The 15,209-nt window shown below is 64.7% G+C and carries 12 protein-coding genes and 1 tRNA gene; 11 read left to right on the top strand and 2 right to left on the bottom strand.

Features of this window, described 5'->3' with window-relative positions; genetic code table 11:
* Window positions 1-15: 15 nt before the first annotated feature.
* The gene (locus QFZ36_RS12655; protein WP_306636920.1) at window positions 16-1,230 is read left to right on the top strand and encodes an alpha-hydroxy acid oxidase; all 1,215 of its coding nucleotides are present in this window, start codon (window positions 16-18) and stop codon (window positions 1,228-1,230) included.
* Window positions 1,231-1,261: 31 nt separating this feature from the next.
* On the opposite strand, the gene QFZ36_RS12650 is transcribed toward QFZ36_RS12655, so the two are convergent.
* A complete protein-coding gene (locus QFZ36_RS12650) occupies window positions 1,262-2,017 on the bottom strand; it encodes an IclR family transcriptional regulator (protein WP_306636918.1) in 756 nt (251 codons plus the stop codon).
* A 163-nt stretch (window positions 2,018-2,180) separates the two neighbouring features.
* On the opposite strand from QFZ36_RS12650, the gene QFZ36_RS12645 reads away from it, so the two are divergent.
* The 4 genes from QFZ36_RS12645 (at window position 2,181) to QFZ36_RS12630 (ending at window position 7,016) form a co-directional block, all read left to right on the top strand.
* Window positions 2,181-3,653 (top strand): aldehyde dehydrogenase (NADP(+)), encoded by a 1,473-nt coding sequence (locus QFZ36_RS12645; RefSeq protein WP_306636916.1) that lies wholly within the window; start codon window positions 2,181-2,183, stop codon window positions 3,651-3,653.
* Window positions 3,650-4,891, top strand: a complete 1,242-nt coding sequence (locus QFZ36_RS12640; RefSeq protein WP_306636914.1) for a fumarylacetoacetate hydrolase family protein — start codon at window positions 3,650-3,652, stop codon at window positions 4,889-4,891. Before QFZ36_RS12645 ends, QFZ36_RS12640 begins: the two co-directional genes overlap by 4 nt.
* Window positions 4,892-5,179: 288 nt before the next feature.
* On the top strand, window positions 5,180-6,307 hold the full coding sequence (locus tag QFZ36_RS12635) for an L-talarate/galactarate dehydratase (protein ID WP_306636912.1): 1,128 nt from the start codon (window positions 5,180-5,182) through the stop codon (window positions 6,305-6,307).
* Between the two features lie 10 nt (window positions 6,308-6,317).
* Window positions 6,318-7,016: a FadR/GntR family transcriptional regulator gene (locus QFZ36_RS12630; protein WP_306636910.1), complete on the top strand. Its 699-nt coding sequence runs from the start codon at window positions 6,318-6,320 to the stop codon at window positions 7,014-7,016.
* 164 nt (window positions 7,017-7,180) lie between these two features.
* On the opposite strand, the gene QFZ36_RS12625 is transcribed toward QFZ36_RS12630, so the two are convergent.
* Window positions 7,181-7,263 (bottom strand) — tRNA-Leu (locus QFZ36_RS12625).
* Between the two features lie 375 nt (window positions 7,264-7,638).
* On the opposite strand from QFZ36_RS12625, the gene QFZ36_RS12620 reads away from it, so the two are divergent.
* The 6 genes from QFZ36_RS12620 to QFZ36_RS12595 are packed head-to-tail and all read left to right on the top strand — an operon-like array spanning window position 7,639 to window position 15,184.
* On the top strand, window positions 7,639-8,382 hold the full coding sequence (locus QFZ36_RS12620) for an FhaA domain-containing protein (protein ID WP_306636908.1): 744 nt from the start codon (window positions 7,639-7,641) through the stop codon (window positions 8,380-8,382).
* Window positions 8,379-8,861, top strand: coding sequence for an FHA domain-containing protein FhaB/FipA (locus QFZ36_RS12615; RefSeq protein WP_306636906.1), 483 nt, complete (start codon window positions 8,379-8,381; stop codon window positions 8,859-8,861). The genes QFZ36_RS12620 and QFZ36_RS12615 overlap by 4 nt, the downstream gene beginning before the upstream one ends.
* A 2-nt stretch (window positions 8,862-8,863) precedes the next feature.
* Window positions 8,864-10,627: a PP2C family protein-serine/threonine phosphatase gene (locus QFZ36_RS12610; protein WP_373427043.1), complete on the top strand. Its 1,764-nt coding sequence runs from the start codon at window positions 8,864-8,866 to the stop codon at window positions 10,625-10,627.
* Window positions 10,624-12,012 (top strand): FtsW/RodA/SpoVE family cell cycle protein, encoded by a 1,389-nt coding sequence (locus QFZ36_RS12605; protein ID WP_306636904.1) that lies wholly within the window; start codon window positions 10,624-10,626, stop codon window positions 12,010-12,012. The genes QFZ36_RS12610 and QFZ36_RS12605 overlap by 4 nt, the downstream gene beginning before the upstream one ends.
* Complete coding sequence (locus tag QFZ36_RS12600; protein WP_306636902.1) at window positions 12,009-13,469, top strand: peptidoglycan D,D-transpeptidase FtsI family protein; 1,461 nt, start codon at window positions 12,009-12,011, stop codon at window positions 13,467-13,469. Before QFZ36_RS12605 ends, QFZ36_RS12600 begins: the two co-directional genes overlap by 4 nt.
* Window positions 13,466-15,184 carry a serine/threonine-protein kinase gene (locus tag QFZ36_RS12595; RefSeq protein ID WP_306636900.1) on the top strand — a complete coding sequence of 573 codons (1,719 nt, stop codon included), beginning with the start codon at window positions 13,466-13,468 and terminating at the stop codon, window positions 15,182-15,184. The genes QFZ36_RS12600 and QFZ36_RS12595 overlap by 4 nt, the downstream gene beginning before the upstream one ends.
* Window positions 15,185-15,209 lie beyond the last annotated feature (25 nt).

Genomic DNA, 15,209 nt, shown 5'->3' with positions numbered 1-15,209 from the left:
AAGGGGTTGTTCCTTATGGACGACCGTCAGCTGCCCAAGTGGTCGGAGATTCGGGAACTTGTGCGGTTCCGGAGCTTTGAGAAGGATCCGGTGCAGCGCAGGCTTGCCCGGGCGTTCACGATTGCCGACCTTCGTGAGATGGCAAAGAAGACAACACCCAAGGCGGTCTTCAATTACACGGACGGCGCCGCAGAGGAGGAGATCACGATCGCCAGGTGCCGGCAGGCATACAGGGACGTGGAATTCTCCCCCGCAGTGCTCCGTGACGTCTCAGATCCGGATCCCTCCACCGAACTCCTCGGCCAGACCATCGATTTCCCGCTGGTCCTGGCACCGACCGGTTATACAAGGATGATGCACAACGATGGCGAGAAGGCGGTGGCCCGGGTAGCCGCCCGGAACAAGATCCCTTACACCCTTTCAACCGTCGGCACCACAACCGTGGAAGACCTTGCGGAGGCCGTGCCCGAAGGAAACAACTGGTTCCAGCTCTACGTCGCCAAGGACCGCAGCAAAACCGAGGGACTCCTGGAGCGTGTCCTGGGCAGCGGCTACAAAGTGCTGATGGTCACCGTCGATACGCAGGTAGGCGGGTCCCGGACCAGGGAGCTGCGGGACGGGCTCACCATCCCGCCCACGCTGACGCCAAAGACCTTTGCGGACATGGCGCTTCACCCGGCCTGGTGGCTGGATAAACTCACCACCCCGCCGATCGAGTTCGCTTCGCTCCGGGGCTTCGGCGGAAACTCGGCCGAGGTGGCCGACCAGGTCTTTGATCCGGCCCTGACCTTCGAGGACGTCGCCTGGCTGCGCCGGGTATGGCCACACAAGCTGCTTGTCAAGGGGATCCAAACCGTCCGTGATGCGGAACGCGTGATGGAATTGGGGTGCGACGGCGTTGTGCTCTCCAACCACGGGGGACGGCAGCTGGACCGGTCGCCCACCATCCTTCGGATCCTCCCCCAAGTCCGCGAGGCTCTGGGCACCGAACCGACTGTCCTTATCGATAGTGGAATCTTGTCCGGGAGTGACATTTTGGCTGCCGTAGGCCTTGGCGCCGACGCGGCGATGGTGGGCCGCGCCTACCTGTACGGGCTGATGGCCGGCGGCGAACGGGGCGCTGCCCATGCCGTGAAGATCCTGCGCTCCCAATACATACGGTCAATGCAGTTGCTTGGCGTCAAGTCCACGGCCGGCATTTCGAGCGATCATGTGGCGTTGGCGCACTGACGGCCGTGGGGCAGCCAGCCTCCCCCGCCCTTCAGCGGAAGCCGAGCTCGGTACTGAAGCGGGCAGCGCCCTCCGCTGCCAGCGCCGACCACTCCGCCACCGGCCGCTGGTTCCAGCGCATGTCGGGGACGGAGATGCTCATGGCTGCCACCACCTCGCCACTGTGATCCCGCACGGGCGCGGCAACACAGGAAACGTCCGGGTTGGACTCGCCGGACTCAAATGCCAGGCCGGAGGCGCGGATCTCATCCAGCACGTTTGCGAGCACATGCGGCTCCGTGATGCTTTTGGCAGTCAGCTTGGCGAGCCCCTTTTTGAAGAGCCGCTTGCGCTCGGCATCAGGGAGGTGCGCCAGAAGGGCCTTGCCCACGGCAGTGCAACTCGCCGGAACCCGGCCGCCCATGCGCGAAACCATCCGCACCGACTGTGTGCTGTCAACCTTGCACACGTACACCACATCCGCACCGTCGAGAATTCCCACGTGGACCGTCTCGTCGCACTCCCTGGCAACGGACTCGGCAACGCGCAGCCCCACGGCGTGCAGATCCAGCCGTTCAGCAAACGCGTTACCCAGCCGGAAGACGCTCAGCCCCAGATGGTACGTGGCAGTGGGATCGTCCCGATGCAGATACTTGCGCTCCGTCAAGGTGGTGAGCAGTTCATGGACGGTGGTACGGGGAAGCCCTGTTCTCTGCACCACCTCAGGGGCAGAAAGCCCGTGGCGGGCATCCATAAAGAGCTCCAAAACGTCAAGGCTTCTGACGACGGCGGGAGTCAGGCGGGGCACTTACTGTCCTTTCGTTGGGCGTACTGGTCCTGATGCAACTTCCAGTCTATGCGCTTCGTTCGAAATATCGCACATAGTTCGAAGTCCAATGGCCTTGGCCCGCTAACAATGTTCCCTTTTCCGGGACGAGGAGGACTAAAAGATGAAACTAGGAGATCACCCCATGCAAACCACGCCTGAGCAAGTCGAGAATCAAATACTCGCCGCCCATGCAGCCTACGAAAAGGCCCGCGATGTGGAACCGGCCGTTCGCGGTTCCTGGCTGGAGGCCATCGCCTCTGCCTTGGAAGATGACGCCGACGAACTCGTCGGCCTCGGGACCCAGGAAACCCATCTGGACGAGGGAAGGCTGCGCTTCGAACTGAAGCGCTCGGTCTTCCAACTGCGCCTCTTCCGCAGCGAAATCCTATCCGGGGAGCACCTTGGTGCCGTTATCGACCACGCCGACGCCGAATGGGGAATGGGCCCAAGGCCCGATATCCGCAAAATCAACGTGCCGCTCGGCGTCGTAGGCGTCTTTGGCGCCTCCAACTTCCCCTTTGCCTTCAGTGTCATGGGGGGAGACACTGCCTCCGCCCTGGCCGCAGGCTGCGCCGTGGTCCACAAAATCCATGAAGGCCACCTGCAGCTCGCGCTGCGGACCGCCGCCGTGGTCGAGGAAGCCCTTGCTGCAGCAGGAACGCCGAAGGGGCTCTTTTCCGCGGTGGTGGGCAGGCAGGCTGCGGAAGCCCTCGTTGACCACCCGCTCACCAAGGCCATTGGCTTCACCGGTTCCACTGCCGGCGGCCGGACGCTCTTTAACCGGGCCTGCCGCCGTCCCACCCCCGTACCCTTCTACGGAGAACTGGGCAGCATCAACCCCGTGTTCGTCACGGAGCAGGCCTGGACTGCCCGCCGGGACGCCATACTTTCCGGCTACGCCACTTCCTTCACAGCAGGCATGGGCCAGTTCTGTACGAAACCGGGGCTGCTCTTCGCCCCCGTGGAGGATTCCGACATCGTCGCGGACCTTCTCCAGCAGGAACTCGAAACCAAGACCGCAGCGCCGCTCCTGAGCCCGAAGCTGCGGGAGGGATTCGACACAGCGCTGGATCGAGTACGGTCCGCCCCCGGGGTGGACGTGCTGGTTCAAGGCGACGATTCGGAAGCACCACGTCCCACCGTTCTGGCCACTACAGCGGAGGAAGTACTGGCGAACCCGGAGCTGCTGGAGCAGGAGATGTTCGGGCCCGCCACCCTCCTGATCCGGTACCGCCGCGGAACCGACCTCGCCGAACTGGCCGCCCTGCTGGAGGGCCAGTTGACGGCCACAGTGCACGGCGAGCCGGAGGAAGAGCTCGATGAACTGCTGACGGTCCTGCGCGAACGGAGCGGACGCCTGGTATGGAACGCCTGGCCAACAGGAGTCAGCGTCACCTATGCGCAGCAGCACGGCGGGCCCTACCCCGCTACTACCGCCGCCTCCACGACATCAGTAGGCACGGCAGCCATAGGAAGGTTCATGCGCCCCGTTGCCTACGACTCCTTCGCCCCTCAACAACTTCCGCCTGCCCTGCAGGACGAGAACCCCTGGAACATCGCCAGACGGGTGGACGGAATCCATGAACCTGCCGGACAGAAAGCAGAAACCCTATGAACACCGCTACTGCAGACCAGATCCTGCCCGTTGACGCGGACACGGCCCTACTGGTGGGGCGCGTCTGGGACCCGGAGTCCGGCGGCCCCCGGGTAGTCTCGGTCAGGGGGCAGGACGTCTTCGACCATACTGCTGATGTAGGCACCGTCTCAGAACTCATGGACCTTGACGACCCCGGCGAGTTCATCACCTCCTGCCGGGAGTCACGCCGGTGGGACCTTGCTGCGCTGGTCGATGCTTCCTTGGCGCAGGACCCCGAACGCGCCCACCTCCTGGCCCCCGTGGACCTGCAGGTCGTCAAAGCCTGCGGTGTAACGTTCGTGGACAGCATGATCGAGCGGGTCATCGAAGAACGGTGCGGAGGAGACTTCCATAAAGCCGCGGCCGTTCGCGAATCCGTCCTCGCCGTTCTCGGTGCAGACATTGCATCAGTGCAGCCGGGTTCTGAGCAGGCCCGGCAGGTAAAAGAGGTTCTCACGTCCAAGGGAATGTGGTCCCAGTACCTGGAGGTCGGACTTGGTCCGGACCCCGAGGTCTTCACCAAAGCCCCGGTCCTCTCCAGTGTCGGTTTTGGTGCTCAAATCGGCATACCCACATTTTCACAGTGGAACAACCCGGAACCGGAACTCGTGCTGATCGTGGACGCACAAGGCCGAGTACGCGGCGCAACCCTGGGCAACGACGTGAACCTGCGTGATGTAGAAGGCCGCAGCGCGCTACTTCTCGGCATGGCCAAAGACAATACGGGCTCCTGTTCGATCGGCCCTTTCGTGCGCCTGTTCCACGATGGATTCACCCTCGAGACCCTGAGGACGGAGGACATCACGCTAACCGTGGAGGGAGCAGACGGTTATCGGCTGGAAGGGCAGAACAGCCTGACGCGGATCAGCCGGCCATTCGAAGAATTGATCGGTGCCGCTTTCGGCAAACATCACCAATACCCGGACGGATTTGCCCTGTTTACAGGGACGCTTTTCGCCCCCACAAAGGACCGGGACGTGCCAGGCTCGGGATTCACCCATAAACCAGCAGATAAAGTCGCTATCCACAGCGCCAACCTCGGATCACTGATCAACACCACGGGCACGACTGAAGACCTCCCACCGTGGACTTTTGGCATACGCGATCTCATGAAATACCTGTCGCGGCTTAATCAAGTCCCAGTTCACTCGGCAGCAAAGCGGGAAGAACAACTGCAGAACCGGTTGCTGCCGAGTACTTCTTCAAGCCGCGGCTAGAACCAGAAACGGCGAAGGCAGGGTCCAAGCGATGTTTAGACCCTGCCTTCGTGGGTTCATGCTCAGAACCGGCTACAGGGTCTTATAGCCCTGTCATTAATTGCTTCATTGCATCGACCGATCCCACAGTGCCCACGCTGGAAGCAACGGCGACAGAGAGATAGCGGGCCCGGCAACACTACGACCAATACCCTGGAGCTCCCAACTCAAGAAGGCCACTTGTAATACAAGTAGCAAACTTATATCCTAAGAGGGCGGGCGAAGGAGCCCCCGCCCAAAGGAGAACCCATGAGTACCGTCGATCTGATCCGGCACGTCAAACTGTCCACCGCCCGCCTCCCCCTCGCCGTTCCCATCAGCGACGCCAAGGTCTTCACGGGCCGGCAGAAGCCCATGACGGAGGTGGTCTTCCTCTTCGCCGAGATCACCACCGAACTGGGGCACACCGGCGTCGGCTTCAGCTACTCCAAGCGCGCCGGCGGCCCCGCCCAGTACGCCCACGCCAAGGAAGTGGCGCAGGGCATCATCGGCGAGGACCCCAACGACATCGCCAAGATCTACACCAAACTCCTCTGGGCAGGTGCCTCGGTAGGCCGCTCCGGCGTCGCCACCCAGGCATTGGCCGCCATCGACATCGCCCTCTACGACCTCAAGGCCAAGCGCGCCGGCCTGCCGCTGGCCAAGTTCCTCGGCTCCTACCGCGACGCGGTCCAGACCTACAACACCTCCGGCGGCTTCCTCAACGCCACCCTGGACGAAGTGAAGGCACGCGCCACGCAGTCCATCGAAGAGGGCATCGGCGGCATCAAGATCAAAGTGGGCCTCCCGGACAGCAAGGAAGACCTGCGCCGCGTCGCCGGTATCCGCGAGCACATCGGCTGGGACGTCCCGCTCATGGTGGACGCCAACCAGCAGTGGGACCGCGCCACAGCCCTCCGCATGGGCCGCCAGCTCGAGGAATTCAACCTCATCTGGATCGAAGAACCCCTGGACGCCTACGACTTCGAGGGCCACGCACACCTGGCAAACATCCTGGACACCCCCATCGCCACCGGTGAAATGCTCGCCTCCGTAGCCGAACACAAGGGCCTCATCAACGCCAACGGCTGCGACATCATCCAGCCCGACGCACCCCGCGTCGGCGGCATCACGCAATTCCTCCGCCTCGCCGCCCTTGCGGACGAGCGCGGGCTGGGCCTGGCTCCGCACTTCGCTATGGAAATCCACCTGCACCTGGCCGCCGCCTACCCGCGCGAGCCTTGGGTAGAACACTTCGACTGGCTCGATCCCCTGTTCAACGAGCGTCTCGAAACCAAGAACGGCCGCATGATTGTCCCGGACCGCCCCGGCCTCGGCGTCACCCTCAGCGACCAGGCACGCGCCTGGACCACCGAATCCGTGGAGTTCGGCGCGTAACCTTGTTGCCATGAGCCGGAACCTCACCGCGGACCTCGCCGCGGACCTTCGCACCCGCATCGTCGACGGCGTCATCCAGCCGGGCGAGAAGCTCCCCAGCGAGAACACGCTCATCAGCGACTTCGGCGTGAGCCGGACGGTTGTCCGATCAGCGCTCACCCGGCTCCAGGCCGAGGGACTTGTTGAAACCGAACGGGGGCGTGGCAGCTTCGCCCTCACCCCGCCGTCGGACGGGCCCCAGGCAGCACCCGGGGCCCGTCCGGTAGCCAGCATGGAGGACAGGCTCCACCTGCTCGAATTCCGCATGGGCGTCGAGACCGAAGCTGCTGCGCTGGCCGCCCGTAACCACACCGAGCGGCAACTGCGGGCCGTCACCGCGGCACTCGAGGAGTTCGCAGCCAGCGCCGGCCACCCCGCGCATGCGATGAAGTCCGATTTCGAGTTCCACCGCGCCGTGGCCGCCGCTTCCGGCAACCCCTATTACTCAGACTGCCTGGCTGCCCTCGGCCAGACGATGATCGCGATGCCGCGCACCCGGCTGATGACCGGCGTCAAACATTACGCCCGTGACCACTTCGACCAGGTGGTCCAGGAGCACCGTTCCATCTCGGACGCCATCGCCGACGGTGACGAGGCTGCCGCAGCGGCTGCCATGCGCAGCCACCTGGCCAACTCACGACGACGGTTCAAGGCTTCCGCGCGCCCCTGACCCGAGACACGTCCCGGGGAATTGTGCCGCATCCTAAACCTCTTCGCGGATCCGAACCTTCAAGGCCCGGATCCGCGAACAAGGGTCAGCGGCCAAGCCCAGGACCCGCGGTCAGAGGTTAAACAGAAGAGCCCCGGTCTACTGACCGGGGCTCTTCATTTGCGTGCGCGAGGGGGGATTTGAACCCCCACACCCTTTCGGATACTGGCACCTGAAGCCAGCGCGTCTGCCGTTCCGCCACTCGCGCGCAACTTCCTTTACTGAATTCCGGCCGGTTTCCCGGATCCGCAACCCTGTAAAAGCAGCGAGATCAAGCATAACGGACATTGGCGGGAAAACACCAATTGAGCCCCGGACCCGCTCCTTGGCGCCGGCAACAAGGGACCAAATGAACCCCTCACATCAGCAAACAACGGGCCCGGCACCGCGCTGCTGACGGTAGGGAGCTGAACTTTTGGCGGCGCCCGGCCGTTGTGGATTAAGGTCATTCACAGGCCTGCCCAGTAGTATCTGATGTAGGAGTGGCTGCTGTATGCGGGCACACCGCACGCCTGCGAACAGCGCTGCACGTGAACTTACGGAACGAAAACTGCCCCGCAGCCGGGGGGAAAGGAGAAGAACCATGGGTCTGCTGGACAAGGTGGAGCGCGGCATCGAAAAGGCCGTCCGCGGCGTCTTCTCCACCGGCTCGCGCGCCCAGGTGGAACCTGTGGAGGTCGCCAGCCGGCTCCGGCGGGAAGTGGACCACAAGTCCCTCACCGTTTCTGCCGGACGCACCCTGGTGCCAAACGTTTTCGACGTCCAGCTCAGCGATGAGGACTTCAAACGGGCCCAGGAATGGGGCACCGCGCTGGCCGAGGAACTGTGCGACGTGGTGATCAACCATGTGCGCAGCCAGGGCTATATCCTGCAGGGCCCGGTGCGGATTTCCTTCCGGCGCGAGTCCGAATTGCGGCCCGGCGACTTCGAGATTGTTTCCTCGACGGAAAAGTCCCAGGGCGCTGCCGGTACTGCTCCGGCCCGTCCCAGCGTGCCGGCCGCTCCCAGCCGCCAGCCCGTCCGTCTGCAGCCCGTTCTGGACATCGATGGGCAGCGGTACTCATTGAACGCTCCGTCCATCGTGCTGGGCAGGTCGTCAGAGGCCGACATCCACGTCGAGGACACCGGCGTTTCACGCCGCCATCTCGAAATCCGGACGGCCAACGGCGTTACCAGCGCCGTGGACATGGGCTCCACCAACGGCAGCTACGTCAACGGGCACAAGGTTTCCGGCAGCACCGAACTTACCGACGGCTCCACCATCACGATGGGACGGACAAAGATCATCTTCCGCCTGCTCCCGACCGGCCCTGGTGGCTCCGCATGAGTGAACTGACCATCACCGCCCTGCGGTTCGGCTTCCTGCTGCTGCTGTGGGTGCTGATCTTCAGCATCGTTTCGGCCATGCGCCGCGACCTCATGGTGGGCCGCAAAGCAGCTGCAGGCGCCCCCACCGCCCGGCAGGTCCGGAAAAACCCGGAACTGGCCGAGGGGCCGCCGCAGCCGGTCAAGCAGCAAGCCAGGCAGCTCGTGGTGGTCGAAGGCCCGCTCAAGGGTTCAACGCTTCCGCTGGCCGCAAGCCCCATCCTGCTGGGCCGCGCGCAGGAGGCCACCCTGGTCCTGGAGGATGACTATGCGTCCGGCCGGCATGCCAGGCTCTTTCCCCAGGGCAGCCGCTGGTTCATTGAGGACCTCGGCTCCACCAACGGCACCTATTTGGGCGACCAGCAGCTGACCCGCGCCCTGCCCGTTGAACCTGGCGTTCCCGTGAGGATCGGCAAGACGGTCATCGAATTGAGGCCATAGGCGTGGCCGAACCGCAAAGCCCCGCAACCGACCCCAAGCCGGTGGAGCGGCCGCTCATCATGCGCTTCGCCGCGCAGTCGGACGTCGGCAAAATCCGCTCGAAAAACGATGACTCCGCCTACGCAGGACGCCATCTGGCCGTAGTCGCCGACGGCATGGGCGGCCACGCGGGCGGCGACGTTGCCTCTGCTGCCACCGTGCTGGACATGATCCACCTGGACCGCGGCGATTACGAGGGCGACGCCGGCACCACCCTGGCGGACGAGATCCAGACCGCCAACTCCCTCCTGTCCGAGCTGGTGCACATCAACCCCAAACTGGCCGGCATGGGCACCACCGTCACCGCGCTCCTGCTCGCCGAAGGGAAGCTGCACTTCGCCCACATCGGCGACTCACGCGCGTACCGCCTGCGGGACGGCAAGTTCGAGCAGGTCAGCATTGACCACACTTTTGTGCAGCGGCTCATCGACGAAGGACGGCTCCGCCCCGAGGAGGCCGAAACCCATCCGCACAAAAACGTCCTGATGCGGGTCCTGGGCGATGTGGATGCCAGCCCGGAACTGGACCTGGACACACTCGAGGTCAGGCCGGGCGAACGCTGGCTCCTCTGCTCCGATGGGCTCAACTACGTGGCCGGGCACGCCGTTGAACGGACCGTGCGCGAGACCAGGGACCTGCGCGAATGCGTGGAAACCCTGGTGGACCTCACCCTCGAGGCCGGCTCCCCGGACAACGTCACCGTGGTGATGCTCGAGATCGTTGAGGAAACGCCCGACGACGTCAGTACGGCCGCCGTCGAAGTAATTCCTCCCCCGGGAACCACCAAAGCCCCCGCCGCGGTGGAGAGCGCACGTCCCCTTGCAGCCAAGGCGCCTCAAGGGGCAGCCGCAGAACCACCTGCTGCCGCCCCAGCACAAACACCTGCCGCCAACCCGCCAAAAGGTACCGGTGGGGACCCTGCCGCGGCGGAACCAGGCAAAAACGGCGAGAAATCAGGCTCGGAAGCAGACCCCGAATCACCCTCGCCCGAGCAGGCTTCCGCTGATGCCGGCTCCACGGACCCGCACCTCGGCGAACACCTGACGGCGGAAGTATTGCGGGAAGAACTTGCCTCCCGCCCGCACGAACTTGTGGGAGCAGCCGCAGCGGCTGCGGAAACCGGATCCATCCCCACCATTGCCGGCCGCACCGTGGCTCGGCGGGCCGCCACCCTACTCACGCACAAGGCTGACCCCCAGGCCGGTGACGGTGAAGAGACCCTGGTGCCACTCAAGCCGCGCCGGTGGGTGACCTGGTCCATCGCCGCCGCCGTGCTGGTAGTCCTGACGGTGGGGCTCTGGCTCGGCTACGCCTGGACCCAAACCCGCTACTACATAGGTGAGGCCGACTCCCGGGTGGCCATTTTCAACGGGGTCTCCCAACGGCTCGGACCCATCCAGCTTTCCACCCTCGAAACGGTCACCGAGATCCGGATGGACTCGCTCCCACCGTTCTCGCAGCAACGGGTCCGCCAGACGGTCCCCGCCAAAGACCTCTACGACGCCCAGCGCATCGTGAAGAACCTCGAACTTACCGGCACCACCTCGCCGGAAGAAGGCTGCGCCACGCCGTCGGCATCCCCTGCTGCCTCCACGCCCCCGCCCAGCCCCCCGACCACGGGGGAACCCGCACCGGCACCTGGCGCGTCAGCCACTCCCGCGGCCCCGTCGGCGGCAGCTCCGTCCCCCACACCCAGTCCCACAATCACCTGCGAGGTGGGCCAATGAGCCAGCTCAGTACCACGCCCAAGCCACGACGGAACGTGGAACTCGCCCTGCTCCTGCTTGCCCTCGCAGTAGGCATCGGCGCCAACATGCTGGTGGGCGTAGACCAGGAAAAGGCCTTCGATTCGGATTTCTGGTTCCAGTCGAGCCTCCTCGCCGTGGCCGCCCTGGTCTTCCACGGTGTGCTGCGGTTCCGGGCGAAATATGCCGACCCGATAATACTTCCCCTGGTGGTGGCCCTGAACGGACTTGGCCTGGCCATGATCCACCGCCTTGATGCCCCCGGGGACGATACCGGCAACAACCAGCTCCGGTGGACCCTCATCGCCATGGCCGTTGCCATTGCCGTGATCTGGTTCCTGAAGGACCACCGGGTCCTGCGAAGGTTTACGTTCATCTCCCTGGCCGCCAGCGCCCTGCTGCTGTTGCTGCCGCTGATTCCCGGGATCAGCGCCGGCGAGATCCTGGGCGCGCGCGTGTGGATCCGGCTGGGCCCCATGACGTTCCAGCCGGGCGAAGTCGCAAAGATCACCCTCGCCATATTCTTTGCCGGGTATCTATCGTCCAACCGCGACCTCATCCTGCTGGCGGGCCGGAAGATCGGGCCGCTGCAGTTCCCCCGTTTCAAGGACATGGGTCCCATGATCACGGCCTGGCTGGTCAGCATTGGCGTGCTCATCTTCCAGCGCGACTTGGGTTCCTCGGTCCTGTTCTTCGGTCTCTTCATCGTGATGATCTACGTGGCCACCAGCCGTATCAGCTGGGTGGTGATCGGCCTGGCCCTCATCCTTGGAGGCGGGTTCGTGGCGGCGCAGGTGTTTTCCCACGTTCAGCAGCGCGTCTTCGGATGGCTCAATGCCTTTTCCCCCGAGGTTTATGAGAATGGCAGCCGGCAGGTGATCCAGGGTCTCTTCGGCATGGCCAACGGCGGCCTGGTGGGCACGGGCCTGGGCCAAGGCCGCCCTGATCTGGTGCCCTTCGCCAACAGTGACATGATCATCGCCTCCCTGGGCGAGGAGCTGGGGCTGATCGGACTGTTTGCCCTCGTCCTGATGTACCTGCTGCTGTTCACCCGGGGTTTCCGCGCCGCGCTCGGAACGCGGGACGCATTCGGCAAACTGCTGGCCTGCGGCCTGTCCTTCGCCGTGGCGCTGCAGTGCTTCGTGGTGATCGGCGGCGTCACGCGGCTCATTCCGTTGACCGGCCTCACCACCCCGTTCCTGGCCGCTGGCGGATCCTCACTGCTGGCCAACTGGATCATCGTAGGCCTGCTCCTGATGATTTCCCATACTGCCCGCGGACCGGTGGATACCACTCCGCTGCCAGCCGCAAAAGAAGCCGATTCCATGGGCATTGATACTCCTACCGAGGCGGTGAAGCACCCGTGAACCAGGCAATACGCCATTCTTGGGTAGCGGCAGTCGCCATGTTCGCGCTGCTCTTCGGCGCCATCAGCTTCGTCCAGGTGGTGGGTGCGGACGACCTCAAGGCGAACCCGCTGAACCAGCGCGCCATCCTGCAGAACTATTGCAATGACCGCGGCGCCATCATCGTGGGCGGCAGTCCGGTGGCGGAATCGGTGGAGAGCGGTTCGGAAACGTGCAAGTTCCAGCGCACCTACCCGCAGCCTGAACTGTATGCCGGCATCACCGGGTATTTCTCCCAGAGTTATGGTGCCACGGGCCTGGAACAGGCCATGAGCCAGCAGCTGGCAGGCAATTCGGACCAGCTCTTCCTGGACCGGGTAGGCCAGCTGTTCCTGGGAAACCAGCCCAAAGGTGCCTCGGTTGAACTCACCATCGACCCCAAGATCCAGAAGCTCGCGTACGACCTGATCCCGGACGGCCAGCGCGGCTCGATCGTCGTGACCAACCCCAAGACGGGGGCCATCCTGGCCATGGCGTCCAAGCCGTCCTACAACCCGAACCTGGTGGCCACGCAGAACCTTGACGAGGAATCGGCCAACATCAACGAACTCGTCAAGGTTCCCGGCATCAACCTCAATTCCAACGTCTCCGGGCCCACGGGCGAGCTCCTTGCACCCGGCTCGGTCTACAAACTGGTGGACACCGCCGCTGCCCTCGCCTCCGGCAAGTACAACAAGGACAGCGAGCTTCCCAATCCGGCTGAAATGCCCTTCGACGGCATCCAGTACAAGCTGCCCAACTACGCCGGCGGCAACTGCTACACCCGGAACACCGCGGACTTCGCTTTCGCCCTGCAGCAGTCCTGCAACACCCCGTTCGCCAGCATTGCCCTCGATCTGGGACGGGACGCCATCGCCGAACAGGCCAGGAAGTTCGGCTTTGGCGAGGAGATGGGCGACCAGCTGAAGCTCGGTTACGCCCCGGGCAACGGTTTCCCCGACGACCTGGACGCGCCGGGATTGGCCCAGTCCGCCATCGGGCAAAGGGACGTCCGGGCCACACCGCTGCAGATCGCCATGATGACGGCAGCGATCGCCAATGACGGGGTTCAAATGAGACCGACCCTGGTCAAGGCCCTGCGCTCCCCGGACCTGCGGGTCATCGAGGAACCGCAGCCTGCGCAGCTGCGGACCTCCACCACTCCGGAGATCGCCAACCAGATCACCGAATGGATGGTCAGCGCGGTCAGCCAGGGCATCGCCAACAGGGCAGCAGTCCCCGGTGTCCAGGTGGCCGGCAAAACAGGAACCGCAGAGTTGGGCAATGGCGTCAACAACTCGTGGTTCACCGGGTTCGCCCCCGCAAACAACCCGCAGGTGGGAGTCACGATCGTTATGGAAGGCGTGAACATCACCACCGGCGCGCAGCTAACCAGTCCGAACGCGAAGAAGATTTTTGAGGCGGTGTTGAATAAGTGAGGCCTACAACCGGAATCACCCTCGGCGGCAGATTCCAGCTGACTACGCGGATCGCGATTGGCGGCATGGGTGAAGTCTGGAAAGCCAAAGACCTCGTCCTGGGCCGCATCGTCGCCATCAAGGTGCTGAAAGAGGAATACACGGGGGACCCCGGCTTCCTTCAGCGCTTCCGCGCGGAGGCCCGGCACACGGCCCTGCTCAACCACGTGGGCATCGCCAATGTCTTCGACTACGGCGAGGAAGAGGGCTCGGCCTACCTGGTGATGGAACTCGTTCCGGGCCAGCCGCTGAGCAGCATCATCGAGCATGAGCAGGTGCTGTCTCCGGACCGCACCCTGTCCATGATCGCCCAGACGGCCCGCGCGCTATCCGTTGCCCACGCCCAGGGCCTGGTGCACCGCGACGTGAAGCCCGGCAACCTCCTGATTACCCCCGACGGACGGGTGAAGGTCACCGACTTCGGCATCGCCCGGCTCGCCGACCAGGTCCCGCTCACGCAGACCGGCCAGGTGATGGGCACCGCGCAGTACCTGGCACCTGAGCAGGCTACCGGACAGACCGCCACGGGATCCTCTGACATCTACTCGCTCGGCGTCATCGGCTACGAGTGCCTTTCGGGGCACCGGCCGTTCTCCGGCGAGTCCCAGATTGCCATCGCCCTGGCCCAGGTCAACGATGCCCCGCCGCCCCTGCCCGAGTCGCTTCCCGCCCCGGTGCGTGCCCTCCTGATGTCCATGCTGGCCAAGGACCCGAAGAACCGGCCGGCGAACGCCATTAAACTTGCCGAAGCGGCGGAGGCCATCCGGAACGGGGACATCAGTGCCGCCCGCGCGGCGGTCCCGGGCATGCTTCTGTTTGATGCCGACACAGGTCCCATTACCGCCCCCGTGGACACGGCCACCGCACCCACCGGCGTGATCGGTGCACAGCGGGACTCGTCTTCTGCTGCCACCTCGGCGCTGCCGGTCCTGGGTGCCGGCGCCGCAGGAGCGGCGGCGGGGATGGCGGCAGGCGCCGCCGGCTCGTCCGCAGCGGATGGTGAGCCGCAGGGAACGCTGGCCCGTGCAAACGCCCTGGCGGCGGAGCGGAATTGGACGCCGGAAGAAACAACGTACGACGACGAGCCCGCCGATGAGCCCCGGCGCAAGGGCCGCAGCCCGTGGACCTGGCCATTGATTGCCCTGATCCTGCTGCTCCTGTTTGCCCTGGTGGGGTTCCTCGTCAGCCAGCTCGGACTCTTCTCGCCGTCCGGCAATCCCTCATCCAGCCCTTCCTCCACCAGCGCGCCGGCCACGTCCGCAAGCCCCACGCGCACTACGCCGTCGGCCACACCCACACAGACGCGCGCCACACCCACAGCGACTCCCACTCCTACCCCGGAGACCGTGGACGTCATCCCTGAGGCCTACCTTGGCAAGGACTACAGGACGGTGCAGTCGCAGCTCTCGGCACTGAACCTGGACGTCAGCGTCCAGCCGCAGGTTGACGCGAAGTCGGCGCCCAACACGGTGATCGCCCTGTCCCGCTCAGGCAGGGTGGAAGTGGGTTCACCTGTAACGGTGACGTACGCGGTGGCGCCGTCGCCCGCGCCCACCACGAGCTCTCCCACCCCTACCCCCACCACCACGCCTGCGGCCGCGCCGACCGCTGTGTCCTCCCTGCCAGCCTGCGGAAACAACCAATTGCCCGGCCTGCCTCCTACCTGCCAGCCGTAACCGCCAGGACAACCAGTGAACGAGT

The organism is Pseudarthrobacter siccitolerans, assembly GCF_030823375.1.
Lineage (GTDB): Bacteria > Actinomycetota > Actinomycetes > Actinomycetales > Micrococcaceae > Arthrobacter > Arthrobacter siccitolerans_A.
This window is presented reverse-complemented; position numbering and strand designations above follow the sequence as displayed.

Coding starts and splice junctions, on each gene's coding strand:
- QFZ36_RS12655 (WP_306636920.1), top strand. CDS start 16: ATGGACGACCGTCAGCTGCCCAAGTGGTCGGAGATTCGGGAACTTGTG.
- QFZ36_RS12645 (WP_306636916.1), top strand. CDS start 2,181: ATGCAAACCACGCCTGAGCAAGTCGAGAATCAAATACTCGCCGCCCAT.
- QFZ36_RS12640 (WP_306636914.1), top strand. CDS start 3,650: ATGAACACCGCTACTGCAGACCAGATCCTGCCCGTTGACGCGGACACG.
- QFZ36_RS12635 (WP_306636912.1), top strand. CDS start 5,180: ATGAGTACCGTCGATCTGATCCGGCACGTCAAACTGTCCACCGCCCGC.
- QFZ36_RS12630 (WP_306636910.1), top strand. CDS start 6,318: ATGAGCCGGAACCTCACCGCGGACCTCGCCGCGGACCTTCGCACCCGC.
- QFZ36_RS12620 (WP_306636908.1), top strand. CDS start 7,639: ATGGGTCTGCTGGACAAGGTGGAGCGCGGCATCGAAAAGGCCGTCCGC.
- QFZ36_RS12615 (WP_306636906.1), top strand. CDS start 8,379: ATGAGTGAACTGACCATCACCGCCCTGCGGTTCGGCTTCCTGCTGCTG.
- QFZ36_RS12605 (WP_306636904.1), top strand. CDS start 10,624: ATGAGCCAGCTCAGTACCACGCCCAAGCCACGACGGAACGTGGAACTC.